The organism is Flavobacterium antarcticum DSM 19726, assembly GCF_000419685.1.
Taxonomy (GTDB): domain Bacteria; phylum Bacteroidota; class Bacteroidia; order Flavobacteriales; family Flavobacteriaceae; genus Flavobacterium; species Flavobacterium antarcticum.
Genome location: NZ_ATTM01000001.1, coordinates 244,663 through 261,163, shown reverse-complemented (window position 1 = coordinate 261,163; position 16,501 = coordinate 244,663). Strand labels below are relative to the sequence as shown.

General features: G+C 34.7%; 12 protein-coding genes and 2 tRNA genes. 8 read left to right on the top strand and 6 right to left on the bottom strand.

What is annotated here, in order from left to right; translation table 11 throughout:
* The first annotated feature begins 344 nt into the window (after positions 1-344).
* The 3 genes from YWA_RS0101185 to YWA_RS0101175 all read left to right on the top strand — a co-directional run bounded on the left by YWA_RS0101185 (position 345) and on the right by YWA_RS0101175 (position 3,460).
* Complete coding sequence (locus tag YWA_RS0101185; protein ID WP_022826666.1) at positions 345-794, top strand: GNAT family N-acetyltransferase; 450 nt, start codon at positions 345-347, stop codon at positions 792-794.
* A gap of 101 nt (positions 795-895) precedes the next feature.
* Positions 896-3,085 carry a S46 family peptidase gene (locus tag YWA_RS0101180; RefSeq protein ID WP_022826665.1) on the top strand — a complete coding sequence of 730 codons (2,190 nt, stop codon included), beginning with the start codon at positions 896-898 and terminating at the stop codon, positions 3,083-3,085.
* 171 nt (positions 3,086-3,256) lie between these two features.
* Positions 3,257-3,460 (top strand): hypothetical protein, encoded by a 204-nt coding sequence (locus tag YWA_RS0101175; protein ID WP_022826664.1) that lies wholly within the window; start codon positions 3,257-3,259, stop codon positions 3,458-3,460.
* 61 nt (positions 3,461-3,521) lie between these two features.
* Here the strand turns inward: YWA_RS0101175 and YWA_RS0101170 are convergent, their stop codons facing one another.
* From YWA_RS0101170 to mutS, 4 genes are all read right to left on the bottom strand, one after another.
* Positions 3,522-3,866, bottom strand: a complete 345-nt coding sequence (locus YWA_RS0101170; protein ID WP_022826663.1) for a hypothetical protein — start codon at positions 3,864-3,866, stop codon at positions 3,522-3,524.
* Positions 3,867-4,090: 224 nt separating this feature from the next.
* Positions 4,091-4,176 (bottom strand) — tRNA-Leu (locus tag YWA_RS0101165).
* A 76-nt stretch (positions 4,177-4,252) separates the two neighbouring features.
* Positions 4,253-4,325, bottom strand: a tRNA-Gly gene (locus YWA_RS0101160).
* Between the two features lie 154 nt (positions 4,326-4,479).
* The gene (mutS, locus tag YWA_RS0101155; protein ID WP_157505289.1) at positions 4,480-7,047 is read right to left on the bottom strand and encodes a DNA mismatch repair protein MutS; all 2,568 of its coding nucleotides are present in this window, start codon (positions 7,045-7,047) and stop codon (positions 4,480-4,482) included.
* A 206-nt stretch (positions 7,048-7,253) separates the two neighbouring features.
* Here mutS and YWA_RS0101150 point away from each other — a divergent pair, with 206 nt between their 5' ends.
* Positions 7,254-7,724: a DUF1573 domain-containing protein gene (locus YWA_RS0101150; protein WP_022826661.1), complete on the top strand. Its 471-nt coding sequence runs from the start codon at positions 7,254-7,256 to the stop codon at positions 7,722-7,724.
* A 71-nt stretch (positions 7,725-7,795) separates the two neighbouring features.
* A complete protein-coding gene (locus tag YWA_RS0101145) occupies positions 7,796-8,326 on the top strand; it encodes an RNA methyltransferase (RefSeq protein ID WP_022826660.1) in 531 nt (176 codons plus the stop codon).
* Here YWA_RS0101145 and folK read toward each other — a convergent pair.
* Positions 8,323-9,462 carry a 2-amino-4-hydroxy-6-hydroxymethyldihydropteridine diphosphokinase gene (gene folK, locus YWA_RS0101140; protein ID WP_022826659.1) on the bottom strand — a complete coding sequence of 380 codons (1,140 nt, stop codon included), beginning with the start codon at positions 9,460-9,462 and terminating at the stop codon, positions 8,323-8,325. The two genes, YWA_RS0101145 and folK, sit on opposite strands and share 4 nt — an antisense overlap.
* Before the next feature lie 131 nt (positions 9,463-9,593).
* On the opposite strand from folK, the gene sppA reads away from it, so the two are divergent.
* Both sppA and YWA_RS0101130 read left to right on the top strand, forming a co-directional pair.
* Positions 9,594-11,354: a signal peptide peptidase SppA gene (sppA, locus tag YWA_RS0101135; RefSeq protein ID WP_022826658.1), complete on the top strand. Its 1,761-nt coding sequence runs from the start codon at positions 9,594-9,596 to the stop codon at positions 11,352-11,354.
* Positions 11,355-11,447: 93 nt separating this feature from the next.
* Positions 11,448-14,021 (top strand): AsmA-like C-terminal region-containing protein, encoded by a 2,574-nt coding sequence (locus tag YWA_RS0101130; RefSeq protein ID WP_022826657.1) that lies wholly within the window; start codon positions 11,448-11,450, stop codon positions 14,019-14,021.
* Positions 14,022-14,078: 57 nt separating this feature from the next.
* On the opposite strand, the gene YWA_RS0101125 is transcribed toward YWA_RS0101130, so the two are convergent.
* Positions 14,079-14,873, bottom strand: coding sequence for a DUF2797 domain-containing protein (locus tag YWA_RS0101125; protein WP_022826656.1), 795 nt, complete (start codon positions 14,871-14,873; stop codon positions 14,079-14,081).
* A gap of 91 nt (positions 14,874-14,964) precedes the next feature.
* On the opposite strand from YWA_RS0101125, the gene YWA_RS0101120 reads away from it, so the two are divergent.
* Complete coding sequence (locus tag YWA_RS0101120) at positions 14,965-16,494, top strand: GH3 auxin-responsive promoter family protein (RefSeq protein ID WP_022826655.1); 1,530 nt, start codon at positions 14,965-14,967, stop codon at positions 16,492-16,494.
* The last annotated feature ends 7 nt before the right edge of the window (positions 16,495-16,501 follow it).

The window sequence follows — 16,501 nt, the reverse complement described above, 5'->3', positions numbered from 1 at the left end:
CTTGAATACTAAAACAACCACATGATAAAATCCATCACTATTTCAACCAATGCTATTGCTAATGCGATCATAATTTCTAATTTTTAAATGTGAAATAAAATTTAACTCTTTTTTGATATTCGAATTTACTTCTAATCCAACCATTGAAAGTTCAAAAAATGACGAGTGGTATTTTTTAATAGATGAGCGGTTTGAATCCTGAAATGTTTATGAAATTAAGTTTTATGAAAATTATAATAGTGATATTCTATCAAAGTAATTATCTTGTGCTTATGGTCGATTCTATTCAGTTCAAGCTTTTCCCACTGATAAGTATCATACCACAACCTTTTTAGAAAAAATATATGATAGAATTTCATCCTTTAAAGAAATCCGATATCGAATTAATTGTTCCAATGATGGAAGATTTTTACGCAATCGATAATTATCCAATAGAAGCTGAAACCACTAAAAAATTGTTTCAAACTTTTATTGAAAATGAAAATTTTGGCAATTGTTGGCTAATCTCACACGACCAAATTATTGTTGGCTATGTAATTTTAACCTACATGTTCAGTTTTGAGTACCAAGGAAAAATCGCTTTCCTTGACGAATTATATTTGAATGAAAACGCAAGAGGCAAAGGAATTGGAAAAACGACACTTGAGTTCGTACACGATCAAGCAATTCAAAAAGAGTTGAAAATCATTTATTTGGAAATTGAATCACATAATGAAGTAGCTAGAAAACTTTATTTATCAAACGACTATATTATTCACAATCGGCATTTAATGAAGCTTACGCCAAAGCCCTAAAAAATGTTAATTCTACACGTTTTAGGACTTAAAATAGTATATTGCCGAACATTTCGTCCAAAGCGAAGTGTTTTTTTGTTTTTACTAAAACCCATTATTACATGAAATTTTTAAAAGTACTTTTGTTATTTTTCGTTGTACAAACCCAAGCCCAACAAGGCGGAATGTGGATTCCCTCGTTATTAGAAGGAATGAACGAAACAGAAATGAAAAATTTAGGCATGAAAATGTCGGCTTCCGATATTTACGATGTCAATAAATCGAGTTTGAAAGATGCCGTTCCGCATTTTAACGGAGGTTGTACTTCCGAAGTAATTTCTCCAAAAGGACTTTTACTTACAAACCACCACTGTGGCTACAGCCAAATTCAAGCACATTCATCAGTAGAAAATGATTATTTGACCAATGGTTTTTGGGCGATGAAAATGGAAGATGAATTGCCAAATAAAGATTTGGACGTTACTTTCATTGTAAAAATTGAAGACGTAACCAAACAAATTTTAAATGGCGTTGAAGCCCTAACTTCTGAAGTTGAAAAACAGAAAAAAATTCAACAGAACATTGCCGATTTAAATAAATCATTTCCAAAAGAAAGCTTTCAGGAAATCAAAATTAGAACCTTTTTTGAAGGAAATCAATACATGCTTTTCGTAACTGAAACGTTTCTTGACGTTCGATTAGTGGGAGCGCCACCAAGTTCAATTGGGAAATTTGGCTCAGATACAGACAATTGGGTTTGGCCAAGACATACAGGTGATTTCTCTTTATTTAGAATTTACGCAGACAAGAACAATCGTCCAGCGGCTTATTCAAAAGACAACGTGCCTTATACTCCTAAACACTTTTTACCGGTTTCGCTTGACGGCGTTGCAGAAGATGATTTCACTTTAGTTTTTGGTTATCCAGGACGAACTACCGAGTATTTACCGGCAGTTGCAGTAGAACAAATTGTAAACGAAACGAATCCAGCGAAAATTGAAATTCGAGACCGTGCTTTAAAAGTAACGGACGGATTTATGCGTAAAGACCAAGCGATTAAAATTCAATATGCATCGAAATACGCAGGAATTGCAAATTATTACAAAAAATGGATTGGCGAGACGCAAGGTTTGAAGAAATCAAACGCCGTTCAAGTGAAGAAAGACCAAGAGAAAGCGTTTCAACAAAAAGTTGTTAAAGCAGGAAAACAAGCGGAATACGGAAACTTACTAGCAGATTTCGATAAGAATTATGCAGAAATTTTACCTTATACTTTAAGTCGTGATTATTTTATGGAAGTGGTGTTAAGAAATACGGAACTTCTTGGTCTAGGTTTCAAATTATACCAGTTGGAACAAGTTCAAAGCACAAGAGGAGATCAAGCATTTACAGACCGTAAGAACAATTTGCGTGACGGTTTAGGTGATTTCTACAAAAACTTTAATGTTCAAGTGGACGAAAAAGTGTTTGAACAACTGATTGATTTGTATTTAAATAAGTCTCCACAGCAGTTCATACCTTCAAATTTGAAAAACACCAATATTGCACAATTGACAGCATCCGTTTACGGAACTTCAAAAATGACTACGTATGAAGGTGTGAAAGAATTATTGACAGGTGATACGCAAACCGTATTGAAAAACTTGAATAACGACAAAGGATACCAGTTGGTAAAAACATTAGCTGACGCCTTCTTGAAAGACGTAAATCCTAAATTTGAATCCATAAATACTGAATTAAGTGCGTTGCAAAGAACGTACATGAAAGCACAATTGGAGTTAAACAAAGATTCTCGTATTTTCCCGGATGCGAATAGTACATTACGAGTAACTTACGGCGTTGTAAAAGGATACGAACCACGAGATGCGGTAGTTTACACACCGGTAACTTATTTAGACGGAGTTATGGAAAAATACATTCCAGGCGACTATGAATTTGATGTTTCGGAAAAATTGATTGACTTATACAATAAGAAAGATTACGGTCCTTATGCTGAAAATGGAAAAATACCTGTGAACTTCATTGGAACAAACCACACTACAGGAGGAAATTCAGGAAGTCCAGCGATTGACGCTCATGGAAATTTAGTTGGTTTGAACTTCGACCGTGTATGGGAAGGTACAATGAGCGACATCTATTACGACCCTGCTATCTGCAGAAACATCATGGTAGACATGCGGTATGTACTATTTATCATCGATAAATATGCAGGTGCAAAACATTTAGTAGATGAAATGAAATTAGTTCACCCAAAAAAGAACAAACAATCGTCTAAAAAACAGAAGGTTAAAAAAAATAAGAATAAAAATTAACGATTATTAAGTTTTCTTTATGGTTTTGTGTTTTTGGCACAGTAATTGTAAATCACTTTATCGTTGAAGAGGTATTTATTTTTTTTGAAAATTTTTACAAAAAAAAATTATCGTATCAAAAAATTTATATCTTTGCATCGAATTAATAATTAACCTTTTATAAAAAGTAAGATGAAAAAAGCATTTTTAAGTTTAGCATTAGTATTGGCATTAAGCGTTTCTTTCGTATCTTGTAAAGATACTAAAACTGAAGAAACTACAACTGAAGAAACTACAATCGAAGTTCCAGTAACTGAAGAAACTACAACTGAAGTTTCTGTTGATACTATGGCTGTTGAAACTACTACTGAAACTACTACTGAAGTAGCTCAGTAATTGTAACAAATTACAGAAAAAATGAACCTCGCTTTTAGCGGGGTTTTTTTTTGCTTTTTTTTTAGTCGACAAAAACCGGTGCGCCAGAAAAATCCAAAACTTCTGCTTTAGAAACATATAATGCCACTTCAGCAATTCCTTTTGCTAACCGCAATTCTGTATTGAATTTCCTACTCTTAGCATATTCTTTTTCACCAATCATAAGTTTGTAGAAAAATGCCCCATTCGACGCTTTAAACTTTATACATTGAGCATCTGCCGCATTTGCTTTAATGATTTCAATATCTTCCTCACAATACATTTTAAGCTCATAGGACTTACTACTGAATACAATTTTTCCTTTGCGTGAAGTGTACACAAATTTATATTCGTCGTTGTGTTTTTTAGAAATAACGAAAGCCCCCATTTATGAAGAATTGGTTTTGGAAATTGAAAAAATTTAATGAAAATTGAATCTAGATTTGTAAAGTCAAGATATCTAAAAGCTCAATTTTATTTTTGAAATTTCTTGTAGGCAATCTACTTTTTAATTAAAGATTTTCAAAGTGAAATTATTTAGCTTTTTTTAATTTAAATACAAGTACACTTTATACCAAAAAAAAAGCCCGTAATTTTCATTACGAGCTTTAGTACTCAGAGCGGGACTTGAACCCGCACGAACATTGCTGTTCACTGGATTTTAAGTCCAGCGTGTCTACCAATTTCACCATCCGAGCGATTTACCTTTTTGTTGGATATAATTTTTTTAAAAAAATTAATTAAAGATATCCACCATCCGAGCGTGTATTGTAGAGCGAAAAACGGGGCTCGAACCCGCGACCTCGACCTTGGCAAGGTCGCGCTCTACCAGCTGAGCTATTTTCGCATTTCAAAATCTTAAAGAACTGCTTCACTATTGCTGTGATGCGGGTGCAAATGTAGCACTTTTATTTACTTGTGCAAACGTTTTTTTAAATTATTTCCAATCTAATTTATAACCTTCTGAAAATGTACTTTTTAAAAATAAAATTTTAACAAACTTATTTTTTAATTAGCATCCGCTTGATTTCATTCAACTTCATTAAAGCTTCTACAGGCGTCAACGTATTGATATCAATATTTAAAATTTCGTCTTTGATTTCTTCCAATAATGGGTCGTCCAAATTAAAAAAGCTCATTTGCATTTCCTGTGTTTCATTCTTCACGCCGTCCAAAGCTTCGGAAGAATGGTTTTTTTCTAATTTCTTCAAAATCTTTTGAGCACGAAGAATAACGGTTTGTGGCATTCCCGCCATTTTTGCCACGTGAATTCCGAAACTATGAGCACTTCCTCCTTTTACCAACTTTCGAAGAAAAAGTACATTGTCTTTTAATTCTTTCACAGAAACATTATGGTTTTGGATGCGACCAAAAATATCCGACATTTCATTCAACTCATGATAATGCGTTGCAAAAAGTGTTTTAGGTTTTGAAGGATGTTCGTGCAAATATTCGGCAATTGCCCAAGCGATAGAAATTCCGTCATACGTACTTGTACCGCGACCTATTTCATCTAACAATACTAAACTTCTATCCGAAATATTATTCAAAATAGAAGCCGTCTCATTCATCTCGACCATAAACGTAGATTCGCCCATCGAAATATTATCAGATGCTCCTACTCTAGTGAAAATTTTATCCACAACACCCATCCTAACGGATTCCGCAGGAACAAAACAACCCATTTGAGCCAACAATACGATCAAAGCCGTTTGTCTCAAAATAGCTGATTTACCGGACATGTTCGGTCCCGTAATCATGATTAATTGTTGGGTTTCCCGGTCTAGAAATAAATCATTTGCAATGTAGGGCGTTCCAATTGGCAATTGCTTTTCAATCACAGGATGACGTCCATTTTTAATTTCCAACTCAAAACTATCGTCTAAATCTGGACAAACATATTTATTTTCAACTGCCAATTGCGTGAAAGAAGTCAAGCAATCCAACTGTGCAATTAAATTCGCATTCAGCTGAACGGGTTTTATGTACGTTGAAATCCAAACCACTAATTGTTCAAAAAGTTCAGATTCTAATTTTTGGATTTTCTCTTCCGCACCAAGAATTTTTGTTTCGTATTCTTTTAATTCTTCCGTAATGTAGCGTTCGGCATTAACAAGCGTTTGCTTCCGAATCCATTCGGTTGGCACTTTGTCTTTATGGCTGTTTCGAACTTCGATGTAATAACCAAATACATTATTGAACGCAATTTTCAAAGAAGAAATTCCCGTTCGTTGTGATTCGCGCTTTTCAATTCCATCCAAATAATCTTTTCCGGATGTTGAAATCGCTCGTAATTCATCTAATTCTTCATTAATTCCTTTAGCGATCGCATTCCCTTTGGCTAAAGCCACTGGAGCATCTTGATTCAACGTAAGTTTGATTTTTTCGCGAAGCAAATCGCAACTGTGCAAGCTATCTCCAATAATCTTAACCGCTTCGTTTTTACTTTCCAATGCAATTTTCTTAATCGGAATAATGGCGTCGAGCGAATCTTTCAAATAAATAATTTCTCGTGGGCTTACTTTTCCCGCAGCGATTTTAGAAATCAAGCGTTCTAAATCAGAAATTTGTTTGATTTGGTATTGAATATTTTTCAGCAAATCTTTATTGTCTTTCAAATAAGCAACCACTTGATGGCGTTTCTGAATGGCTTTCATATCTTTCAACGGCAAAGCCAACCAACGTTTCAACAACCGACTTCCCATCGGCGAAATGGTCTTGTCAATCACGTCCAAAAGCGTTACTGCATTTGGATTGTAACTGTGATAAAGCTCTAAATTCCGAATCGTAAATCGGTCCATCCAAACGTAAGCATCTTCCGCAATTCGCTGTAAAGTTGAAATATGTTGTCGTTTATTGTGTTGCGTTTCCGATAAATAATACAAAGCCGCTCCCGAAGCGATAATTCCTTCTTGCAAATCTTCCACGCCAAAACCTTTCAATGAATTGGTTTGAAAATGATTTGTCAATAATTCAAACGCATATTCTTCCTTGTAAATCCAATCTTCCAAATAAAACACATGAAAATCTTCGCCAAAAGTGGCTTTGAAATCTGCCTTATTTACTTTTGGCACCAAAACTTCACTCGGATTAAAGTTTTGCAATAATTTATCGATGTATTCTTCATTTCCCTGAGCCGTCAAAAATTCCCCTGTAGAAATATCTAAAAAGGCGACTCCAATATTTTTTTTACCAAAGTAAACCGACGCTAAAAAATTGTTCGATTTGGAATGCAACACTTCATCGTTCATCGAAACACCTGGTGTAACCAATTCCGTCACGCCACGTTTCACAATGGTTTTGGTCATTTTTGGGTCTTCCAATTGGTCGCAAATCGCCACCCGAAGTCCGGCTTTTACCAATTTTGGCAAATACGTATTCAAAGAATGATGTGGGAATCCTGCCAAAGCCGTTTCAGTTTCAGAACCTGCTCCACGTTTCGTTAAAACAATTCCAAGAATTTTAGAAGCCCGAACGGCGTCTTCACCAAAAGTTTCATAGAAATCGCCTACGCGAAAAAGCAAACAAGCATCTGGATATTTTTGTTTAATATCATTATACTGTTTCATCAGCGGCGTTTCTTTAACTTCTTTTTTTGGTGCTTTCAAGGTTGTGTATTTATTTTTTGAATGAAATTTGAGTTAGCGAATTTAAAAATTTTATAAGTTTAAACCGATACTATATAAAATTTAATTCAATTTTAAGAAAACATACTACTCAATATCATTCTATTTCTTTAAATTTGTCATTATCAAACTATAAAAATCATTTTACAATGAAAAAAGGTATATTATTATTTTCAGCAGTAGCGCTTTTATCGTTCTCTGGATCTTTTGCACAAGAGTCTTCTAAGAAAGCGACAAAAGTAAAAACTTCGAAGGTGGTTGTTGCTCCAAAAGTACAAGGAGCTGGAATGAGTTTCACAAATGAAACAATGGATTACGGAACGATTGAGCATAAAGCTGATGGAAACCGTGAGTTCGTTTTCACAAACAACGGAACTGAGCCTTTAATCATTATGAATGCACAAGGTTCTTGTGGTTGTACAGTACCAACTTGGCCAAAAGCGCCAATCGCACCAGGAGCTTCAGCAACAATTGGTGTTAAATACGACACAAATCGTCCTGGACCGTTTACTAAAACGTTTACTTTAACGAGTAATGCAAAAGAAACACCTTCAAAAGTGTTGACAATTAAAGGAAATGTAAAAGCAGCTGAAGCAACTCAAACTGCAGTTAAAAGCTAAATAAAATAAAATATTTAAGAGAAAGCTTCCTGAAGAGGAGGCTTTTTTTTTGTTCAATCAAGCATATAATAATGAGAAAATTAGAAAATTCTGAATTAGACCGAAAAACGGTTGAAGATTTTAAAACGGCTTCAAAAACACCATTAATTATCGTGATGGACGACATCAGAAGTTTGCACAATATCGGTTCGGTTTTTAGAACAGCGGATGCTTTTTTAATAGAAAAAATTTATCTGTGTGGCATTACCGCAACGCCTCCTCACAAAGAAATTCAGAAAACAGCACTTGGTGCGACTGAAACGGTAGCTTGGGAACACAATAAAAATGTGCTTGACGTCATCAAACAATTGCAATCAGAAAACGTGACTGTTTTAGCCATTGAACAAGTGGAACAAGCTTATTTATTAGACGAGTTTGTTGTTGATTCTAGTAAAAAGTATGCGTTGGTTTTTGGTAACGAAGTCTACGGTGTTTCTCAAGAAGCGGTTGCTTTGTGCGACGGCTGTGTTGAAATTCCACAATTGGGAACGAAACATTCATTAAACATTGCCGTGAGTGCGGGAATTGTAATTTGGGATTTATTCAAGCAGTTAAAAGCCTAATTTTTTGAAAGCGCTTTCTCTATTTCTTCCAAAATAAAAATATAATCGGATTGGTTTTTGACGAAATCTCTATCGGAAACATCAAGTACTAAAATATTCAAATCGGGGTGCGTTTTGATAAAATCAAAGTATCCCTGATTTATTTTCTCTAAATAGTCCGCCGGAATTTCTTGTTCGTAACTTCTACCGCGTTTTTTGATGTTTTGCAAAAGACGCTCGGTGTTTTGGTACAAATAAATGTACAAATCCGGTTTTGGAATTTCTTTGTAAATAATTTCAAACAACTTTCTATACAAACGAAATTCATCTTCTGTCACCGTAACTTTTGCAAAAATAAGCGATTTAAAAATGTGATAATCGGCAACGATAAAGTCTTTAAACAAATCAAGTTGTGCTAAATCATCTGAAATTTGTTGGTATCTGTCCGCTAAGAAAGACATTTCCAACGGAAAAGCATAACGTGCTTGGTCTTTATAAAATTTTGGTAAAAACGGATTGTCGGCAAAACGTTCTAGTATTTTTTTTGCATTGAAATCATCGGCGATTTTATGTGCTAAAGTGGTTTTTCCTGCACCAATATTTCCTTCAATCGCTATGAAATTATAGTTGTTGATTTGTGTCTTTTTAAACGGATTGTCAACTGAATCAATCACTTTACATTCACCTTGGTCTGTACAGTTTGCTATTAACTCTTGAACATTTTGATTTAAAACAGGATGCACAAAATCCGTGTCTAAATCATTCATTGGCAACAAAACAAACAATCTGTTTTGCATTTGAGGATGAGGGATATGCAGCGAATACGTTTCAATCTTTTCATCATTGCAACTGATAATGTCAATGTCAATCGGTCTTGCTTTATAACCTACTTCATCTGTTCGCCTGCGGCCTAATTTTTTTTCAATTTTTAAAACTTTGTTTAAAACTTTAGAAACTGGTTTAGAAGTATGTACCAAAATGGCGCAATTATAAAAAGGTTCGCTTTCAAAACCCCATGCAGGTGATTCGTATAATTTAGATACAGATATTACAGTAGCAACTTCCCGATTAATAGCATCAATCGCTTGCTGAATCATACTTTTTCGGTCGCCTTGGTTGCTTCCAATTGATAAAACGATTTTATTTTGCTCCTCCATAGATTGCAAATTTAATTAAAACTAGTTCTAAAAAAAGTAAAACACTTTCAGTTCCTCTATTTTTTAAAAAATTCTCATTCGAGTGTAACAATTTCCTTGTTTAACCGACTTATCAACTAAAATAAAAGAATATGAGATTTTTAGGAAATGTATTGGCAACCATCGTCGGGTTGTTTGTATTTATCATGATTTTCGTTTTTGGAATCATTTTTATCGGCGTGATTTTCGGTGGTGATTCTGAACTTGTGAAAGTGGAGAATAATTCAGTTATCGAATTGAATTTGAAAAACGTTACGAGTGATTACACCGGAAAATTCACTGACCCGTTAGTAACTTTATTTCAAGGTGAAAACAAAGTTGGATTTACCGAAATTTTGAATGCAATTGGAAACGCAAAAACAGACGATAATATTAAAGGAATCACCATCGTCAATAATTATTCAATGCTAGGAATGGCTCAATTGAAAGAATTGCGTGACGAATTAAATCGGTTTAAAAAATCAGGGAAATTTATCGTTTCGTATGCTGATGTATATTCACAAAAAGAATATTATTTAAATTCAGTAGCGGATACGATTTACTTGAATCCATTGGGAGAAATGGATTTCAAAGGATTGTCATCTGAAGTGATGTTTTTCAAAACGCTGCAAGAAAAAACAGGGGTAAAAATGGAAGTGATTCGTCATGGAAAATATAAAAGTGCCGTTGAACCTTTTATTTCTGACAACATGAGTGATGCGAATCGCGAACAAATTACGGCTTTGCTAAACTCCGTTTGGAGCGGAATTGCAAGTGATATTGCAACTTCACGAAAAATTTCAATTGAAGAATTGAACACCGTTGCTGATGGACTTTTAGCGCGAACGCCTGAAATGGCAAAAGCGGCGAAACTGATTGACAAAGTAGGTTACGAAGACCAATTTCACGCAGGAATTAAGAAAGCGTTGAAAGTGGAAAAAGACAAGGAATATAAGAAAATTGACATCGTTGATTATGCTTTGAACAACAATACGAAACCGAAAAACGAAAGTTCTGAAAACCGAATTGCAGTTATTTATGCACAAGGAGAAATTCGTTCAGGTGAAGGTGGTGTGAATTATATTGGTGAAAAATCAATGAATCGTGCGTTGAAAGAAGCACGTGATAATAAAAACATCAAAGCAATTGTTTTACGAATTGACAGTCCGGGTGGAAGCGCTTTGACTTCTGAATTGATTTGGCGTGAAATTGAATTGACTAAAAAAGTTAAACCTGTTGTGGTTTCTATGGGAAATGTGGCCGCTTCTGGAGGTTATTACATCGCTTGTAATGCGGATAAAATTTTCGCAGAAAACTCAACAATTACTGGTTCTATAGGTGTTTTTGGAATGTTGCCTAACTTTTCTACTTTGACAGAGAAAATCGGAATTCATACCGAACAAGTTTCTACACATACGAATTCGGCTGATTACAGTCCGTTTGTTCCTTTGACTGATAATTTCCGTGCATTCACACAAGAAAGCATCGAGCGTATTTATAAAACTTTTGTAAATCGTGTGGCAACTGGTCGAAAATTGACTTTCGAACAAGTGGATGAAATTGGTCAAGGAAGAGTTTGGACTGGCGCTGAAGCGTTGAAAATTGGTTTAGTGGATGAAATTGGAGGCATGGACAAAGCTTTGGCGGAAGCGGCAAAATTGGCTAAAATCAAAGAATACCGTACAATTAATTTCCCGGAATTTGATACAAAATTTGGCGAGATGTTTGCTGGATTTCCTTTCGCATCTTCAAAAGCTGCGTTGATTGAGGAAGAAATTGGCACAGAAAATTACAAAATTTGGCAGCGTGTAAAAGAAATTTCGAATAGAAGCGGTATTCAAACCGTTATGCCTTATGAGTTAATTATAAAATAAGAAAAAAAATAGTTATTATTAAGCCAACTTATTTAATTTTGTTAGATAAGTTGGCTTTCTATTTAATAATTTTGTCGCTAAAGATTCTGAATTATGTTGAAAAAGATTTTAAAAATAACGGGGATTGTACTTTTAATTCTCATCATCGCACTTATTTCTATTCCTTTTATTTTCAAGGATAAAATCAAGCAAATGGTGGTCACTTCCATCAATCAAAACTTGGATGCAACTGTTGCATTTGAAGATATTGATTTGAGTTTGCTTAAAAGTTTTCCGCAGGCTAATGTGACAATTGACAAATTGAGCATCATCAACAAAGCGCCGTTTGCAGGAGATACGTTATTGTATTCGGGTGAAGTGAATTTAAAAATGTCGGTTAAAGAACTTTTTAAAGGCGACGGAGAAGCGATGAATATTGAATCTTTTTATTCAAAAGACGCGAAAGTAAATATTTTGTTTGACAAAAATGGTCTTGGAAATTTTGACATCGCATTGAAAGACGACAAGGCTGATGATAGAAAAGATAGCAAACCTTTTGTATTGAATATTCAGAATTACGAATTTGAGAATTTGAAATTCAAATATTTTGATGAAATGTCGAAAATGAAATTGGTTATTGATAGTTTGAACCACAAAGGAACGGGGAATTTTGCCGCATCTAAACTTGATTTGGATACAAAAACAACAGCACGAGTTTCATTTGATATGGATTCTACGAATTACATGAAAAACATAAAACTGGATTTGGATGCCGTTTTAGGAATTGATTTAGAACAAAGCAAATACACTTTCAAAAAGAACACAGCCTTGATTAATCAACTGCCGTTGGAGTTTGACGGTTTTATTCAAATGGTGGAAAATGGTCAGAATTACGATTTGAGTTTTAAAACCCCAACTTCTTCGTTCAAAAACTTTTTGGGTGTAATTCCGGCTCAATATGCTGGAAATTTAAAAACAGTTCAAACTACAGGTGATTTTACAGTTGTAGGTTTTGCAAAAGGGATGTTGACCGAATCTACGGTTCCAAAATTCAACATTGATATTTCATCTAAAAACGCTTCATTCAAATATCCTGATTTACCGAAATCAGTGACCAATATTATGATTGACACCAAAATCATTAACGACAGTGGTTTAATGAAAGACACTTACTTGAATGTAGACCAACTTTCCTTCCGTATTGACGAAGATGTTTTTGATGTGAAAGCAAAAGTGAAAAATATCACTGAAAATCCGTTAATTGATGCAGCTTTGAAAGGAACTATTAATTTAGCGAATGTTTCAAAAGCATATCCAATCAAATTAACAACGCCACTTTCGGGGGTTTTGAAAGCGGATATCGTGACAAAATTTGACATGGAATCGATTGATAAAAGTCAATACGAGCGAGTTCAAAATTCAGGAAATGTAAGCATTACCGGTTTTAAATATACGGATGACGACAAGAAAGTGTACACCATTAATCGAGCGGTTGCTCAATTTAATCCCTCGACGATTAACTTGCAAGAACTTGATGTAACGACCGGAAAAACGGACTTACAAATCAATGGTGTTTTAGAAAACTTCTACGGGTTCTTGTTCAAAAAAGGTGACATTCAAGGAACGTTTAATTTGAAATCCAATCAAATCATGGTAAGTGATTTCATGACGAAAACGGTTGAAAATGAAAATTCAAAAGCTACTAAAGAAGAAATTAAAGTTCCGAAATTTTTAAATGTAAAATTAAATGCTTCCGCAAACAGCGTGGTATATGATAATTTGAACTTAAAAAATGTGTCTGGAGTTTTGTTGGTGAAAAACGAAGCGGTGACGTTGCAAAATGTAAAAACTAATATTTTCAATGGCTTGATTACGGCAAATGGTTCGGTTTCTACCAAAAGTAAAATACCCGTTTTTGCAATGGAATTGGGATTAAATGGTGTTGACATTCAACAATCGTTTACGCAACTTGACATGTTAAAAAGCATTGCACCAATTGCAGGAATTATCAATGGAAAAATAAATTCAACGATTCATTTGAACGGAAATTTAGATGCTAAAGAAATGACTCCGGATTTGAAATCGATGACGGGTGACTTGTTTGGACAATTGCTATCCACAACGGTAAATGCTAAAAATTCACAATTACTAACCACTTTAAGCAGTGCTGTGAAATTTATTGACTTGAGTAAAATCAATTTCAATGATTTAAAAACACAACTGACTTTTAAAGATGGAAAAGTCATTGTTAAACCATTTGACTTGAAATACCAAGACATTAAAGTAACTGTTGGGGGAACACATGGTTTTGATCAATCGATGAATTACGATTTGAAATTCAACGTTCCGGCGAAATATTTGGGAAGTGAAGTCAATAATTTATTGGCAAAACTTACTCCGGCAGAATCAGCGAAACTTGAAAATATTCCTGTAAATGCAATGATGACGGGAAGTTTTAGCAGTCCGAAAATTTCAACGGATATGAAATCGGCGGTAACTAATTTGGCAAACCAATTGGTACAACAACAAAAAGACAAATTGATTAATCAAGGAACGACTGCTCTTGAAAATTTAATAAAAGGAAATCCGAAAGAAAAAGACACGACGAAAGCGCCAACTAAAGAAGAAGTAGTTAAGGACAAAGCCAAAGATTTAATCAATGGATTGTTTGGTGGGAAAAAGAAATAATTGAGCTTTTATAAATGTAGAAAGTACTTTTAAACACTGTTTAAAAGTACTTTTTTATTATACGGAAATTCGAACTTTATAACCTTCGTTGCTTCGCACGTTGAAAACAGTTCCATCTTCAAAAATTAAATATTGTCCTTTAATTCCTATCAACTTTCCTTGAAAACTTGGCGTTTTATCTAAACTTAAGCTCGTAATTTTCTTCGGGTAATGCAAAACAGGATACTGTAACGACGTAACATCAAAAGCGTTTATATCGAAATAATCCCGAACTTCATTTGGAAGTAAAGCGGCAACTTTATTTTTTTCGTCCATCAAATCGACTTCTACAATATCGTTGGTCAGCATTTTTCGCCAATTGGTTTTATCTGCAAAATGACTTTTTAAAGCGACTTCGGTAATTCCTGCTAAATATCGGTTTGGCACTTCCACAATGGCTAAAGCTTGTTCGGCACCTTGGTCAATCCATCTTGTGGGAACTTGCGTATTTCTCGTCACTCCTACTTTCACTTCGCTCGAAGATGCAAAATAAACGATGTGAGGTTTTAACTGCACTTGTTTCTCGTATTCTAAATCTCGGTCTTCGATTCCTAAATGTGCGGTACTTAATTCGGGTTTCATAATCCAATCGCCAACGGCTGGACTGCTGTAAAAACAGTCGTAACAAAAACCTTGACGAAAAATTTTCTTTTGTTTTCCGCAATTTAAACATTGAAAGCCGTCAAAAATTAGTTCCACTTCTTTGCCAAGTAACTGATTGACGTTTAGAAAACTATTTTCAAAAACAAGGTAATATTGAATGGGATTGCCCAATTCCGTTTGCATCTTAGTTAGAATTCCTTCGTACGTCATCAGATATTTAAATTACAGAGTAAGTATTTTGTGCTATTTTTTGTTATTTTTGGTAAAGTTAGAAATTCAACAACCATTATCATAATTTAAAATGGCGTTACCAATTATTAATTCTGTTGCCTCGTGGATTTTAAAAAAACGAATTCATCAGATTGAATTGTTTATGAAATATCCGAATGAGGTTCAGGAGGAGTTGTTGATGAATTTAATTCGCACAGCAGAACGAACCCAAATTGGGCTCGAATATGATTTTGAAAGCATAAAATCCTATCAAAATTTTGCTGACAGAGTTCGCATTTCAACCTACGAATGTCTCGAACCCATTATTGAAAAAACACGAAAAGGCGAACAAAATATTTTTTGGCCTACACCTATAAAGTGGTTTGCAAAATCAAGCGGAACCACCAATTCCAAAAGTAAATTCATCCCTGTAAGTGCGGATGCTTTGGAAAATTGCCATTATAAAGCAGCTAAAGATTTGCTTTCCCTTTACCTCAACAACAACGAAGAATCCCAATTATTTACCGGCAAAAGTTTGCGTCTTGGCGGAAGCAAACAATTGTATGCCGACAACAATACTTTCTTTGGTGACTTGTCTGCTATTTTGATTGAAAACATGCCTCTGTGGGCTGAATTCAGTAGTACGCCAAGTAATAAAGTTTCGCTGATGGACGATTGGGAAATAAAACTCGGTGCGATTGTGAATGAAACCCGTTATGAAAATGTCACTAGTTTTGCGGGAGTTCCTTCGTGGATGCTGGTTTTATTGAATAAAGTTTTAGAAGAAACGCAGAAAACAAATTTACTTGAAGTTTGGCCCAATGCCGAAGTTTATTTTCACGGAGGTGTCGCTTTTGACCCTTACAAAGAACAATACAAAGCCTTATTCCCGAATAAAAACTTTCAATATTACGAAATATACAATGCTTCCGAAGGATTTTTTGCCATCCAAGATTTGAATAATTCGAGCGATTTATTGTTGATGTTGGACTATGGAATTTTCTACGAATTTATTCCGATGGAAACATACGGTACTTTAGAACAGAAAATCATCCGCCTTGCTGACGTAGAAATCAATAAAAACTACGCGATTGTGATTACTACAAATTCTGGTCTTTGGCGTTATCAAATTGGCGATACCGTTCGGTTTACTTCATTAAATCCCTACAGAATTCGAGTAACAGGACGAACGAAACACCACATTAATGTTTTTGGCGAAGAATTGATTATTGAAAACGCTGATAATGCAATTGCGAAAGCCTGCCAAGCCACAAATTCAGAAATGATGGATTATTCGGTCGCTCCTATTTTTATGGAAGGGAAAGAAAAAGGCGCTCACGAATGGATTATTGAATTTAGAAAAAATCCTGCTGACGAAGCGCTTTTCAAAAAAGTATTGGATGAAAGTTTGCAAGCCTTAAATTCAGATTACGAAGCAAAAAGATATAATAATATGACGTTGAACGCTCCCGTTGTTCACTTTGCAAGACGCCAACTTTTTTATGATTGGTTGAAAAACGAGAATAAACTGGGTGGTCAAAATAAAATTCCACGTCTTTCGAATCAGAGAGATTATGTGGAGCAATTATTGCTTTTAAATCAAGAAGTTGTTCGAAATTAAAATGAAT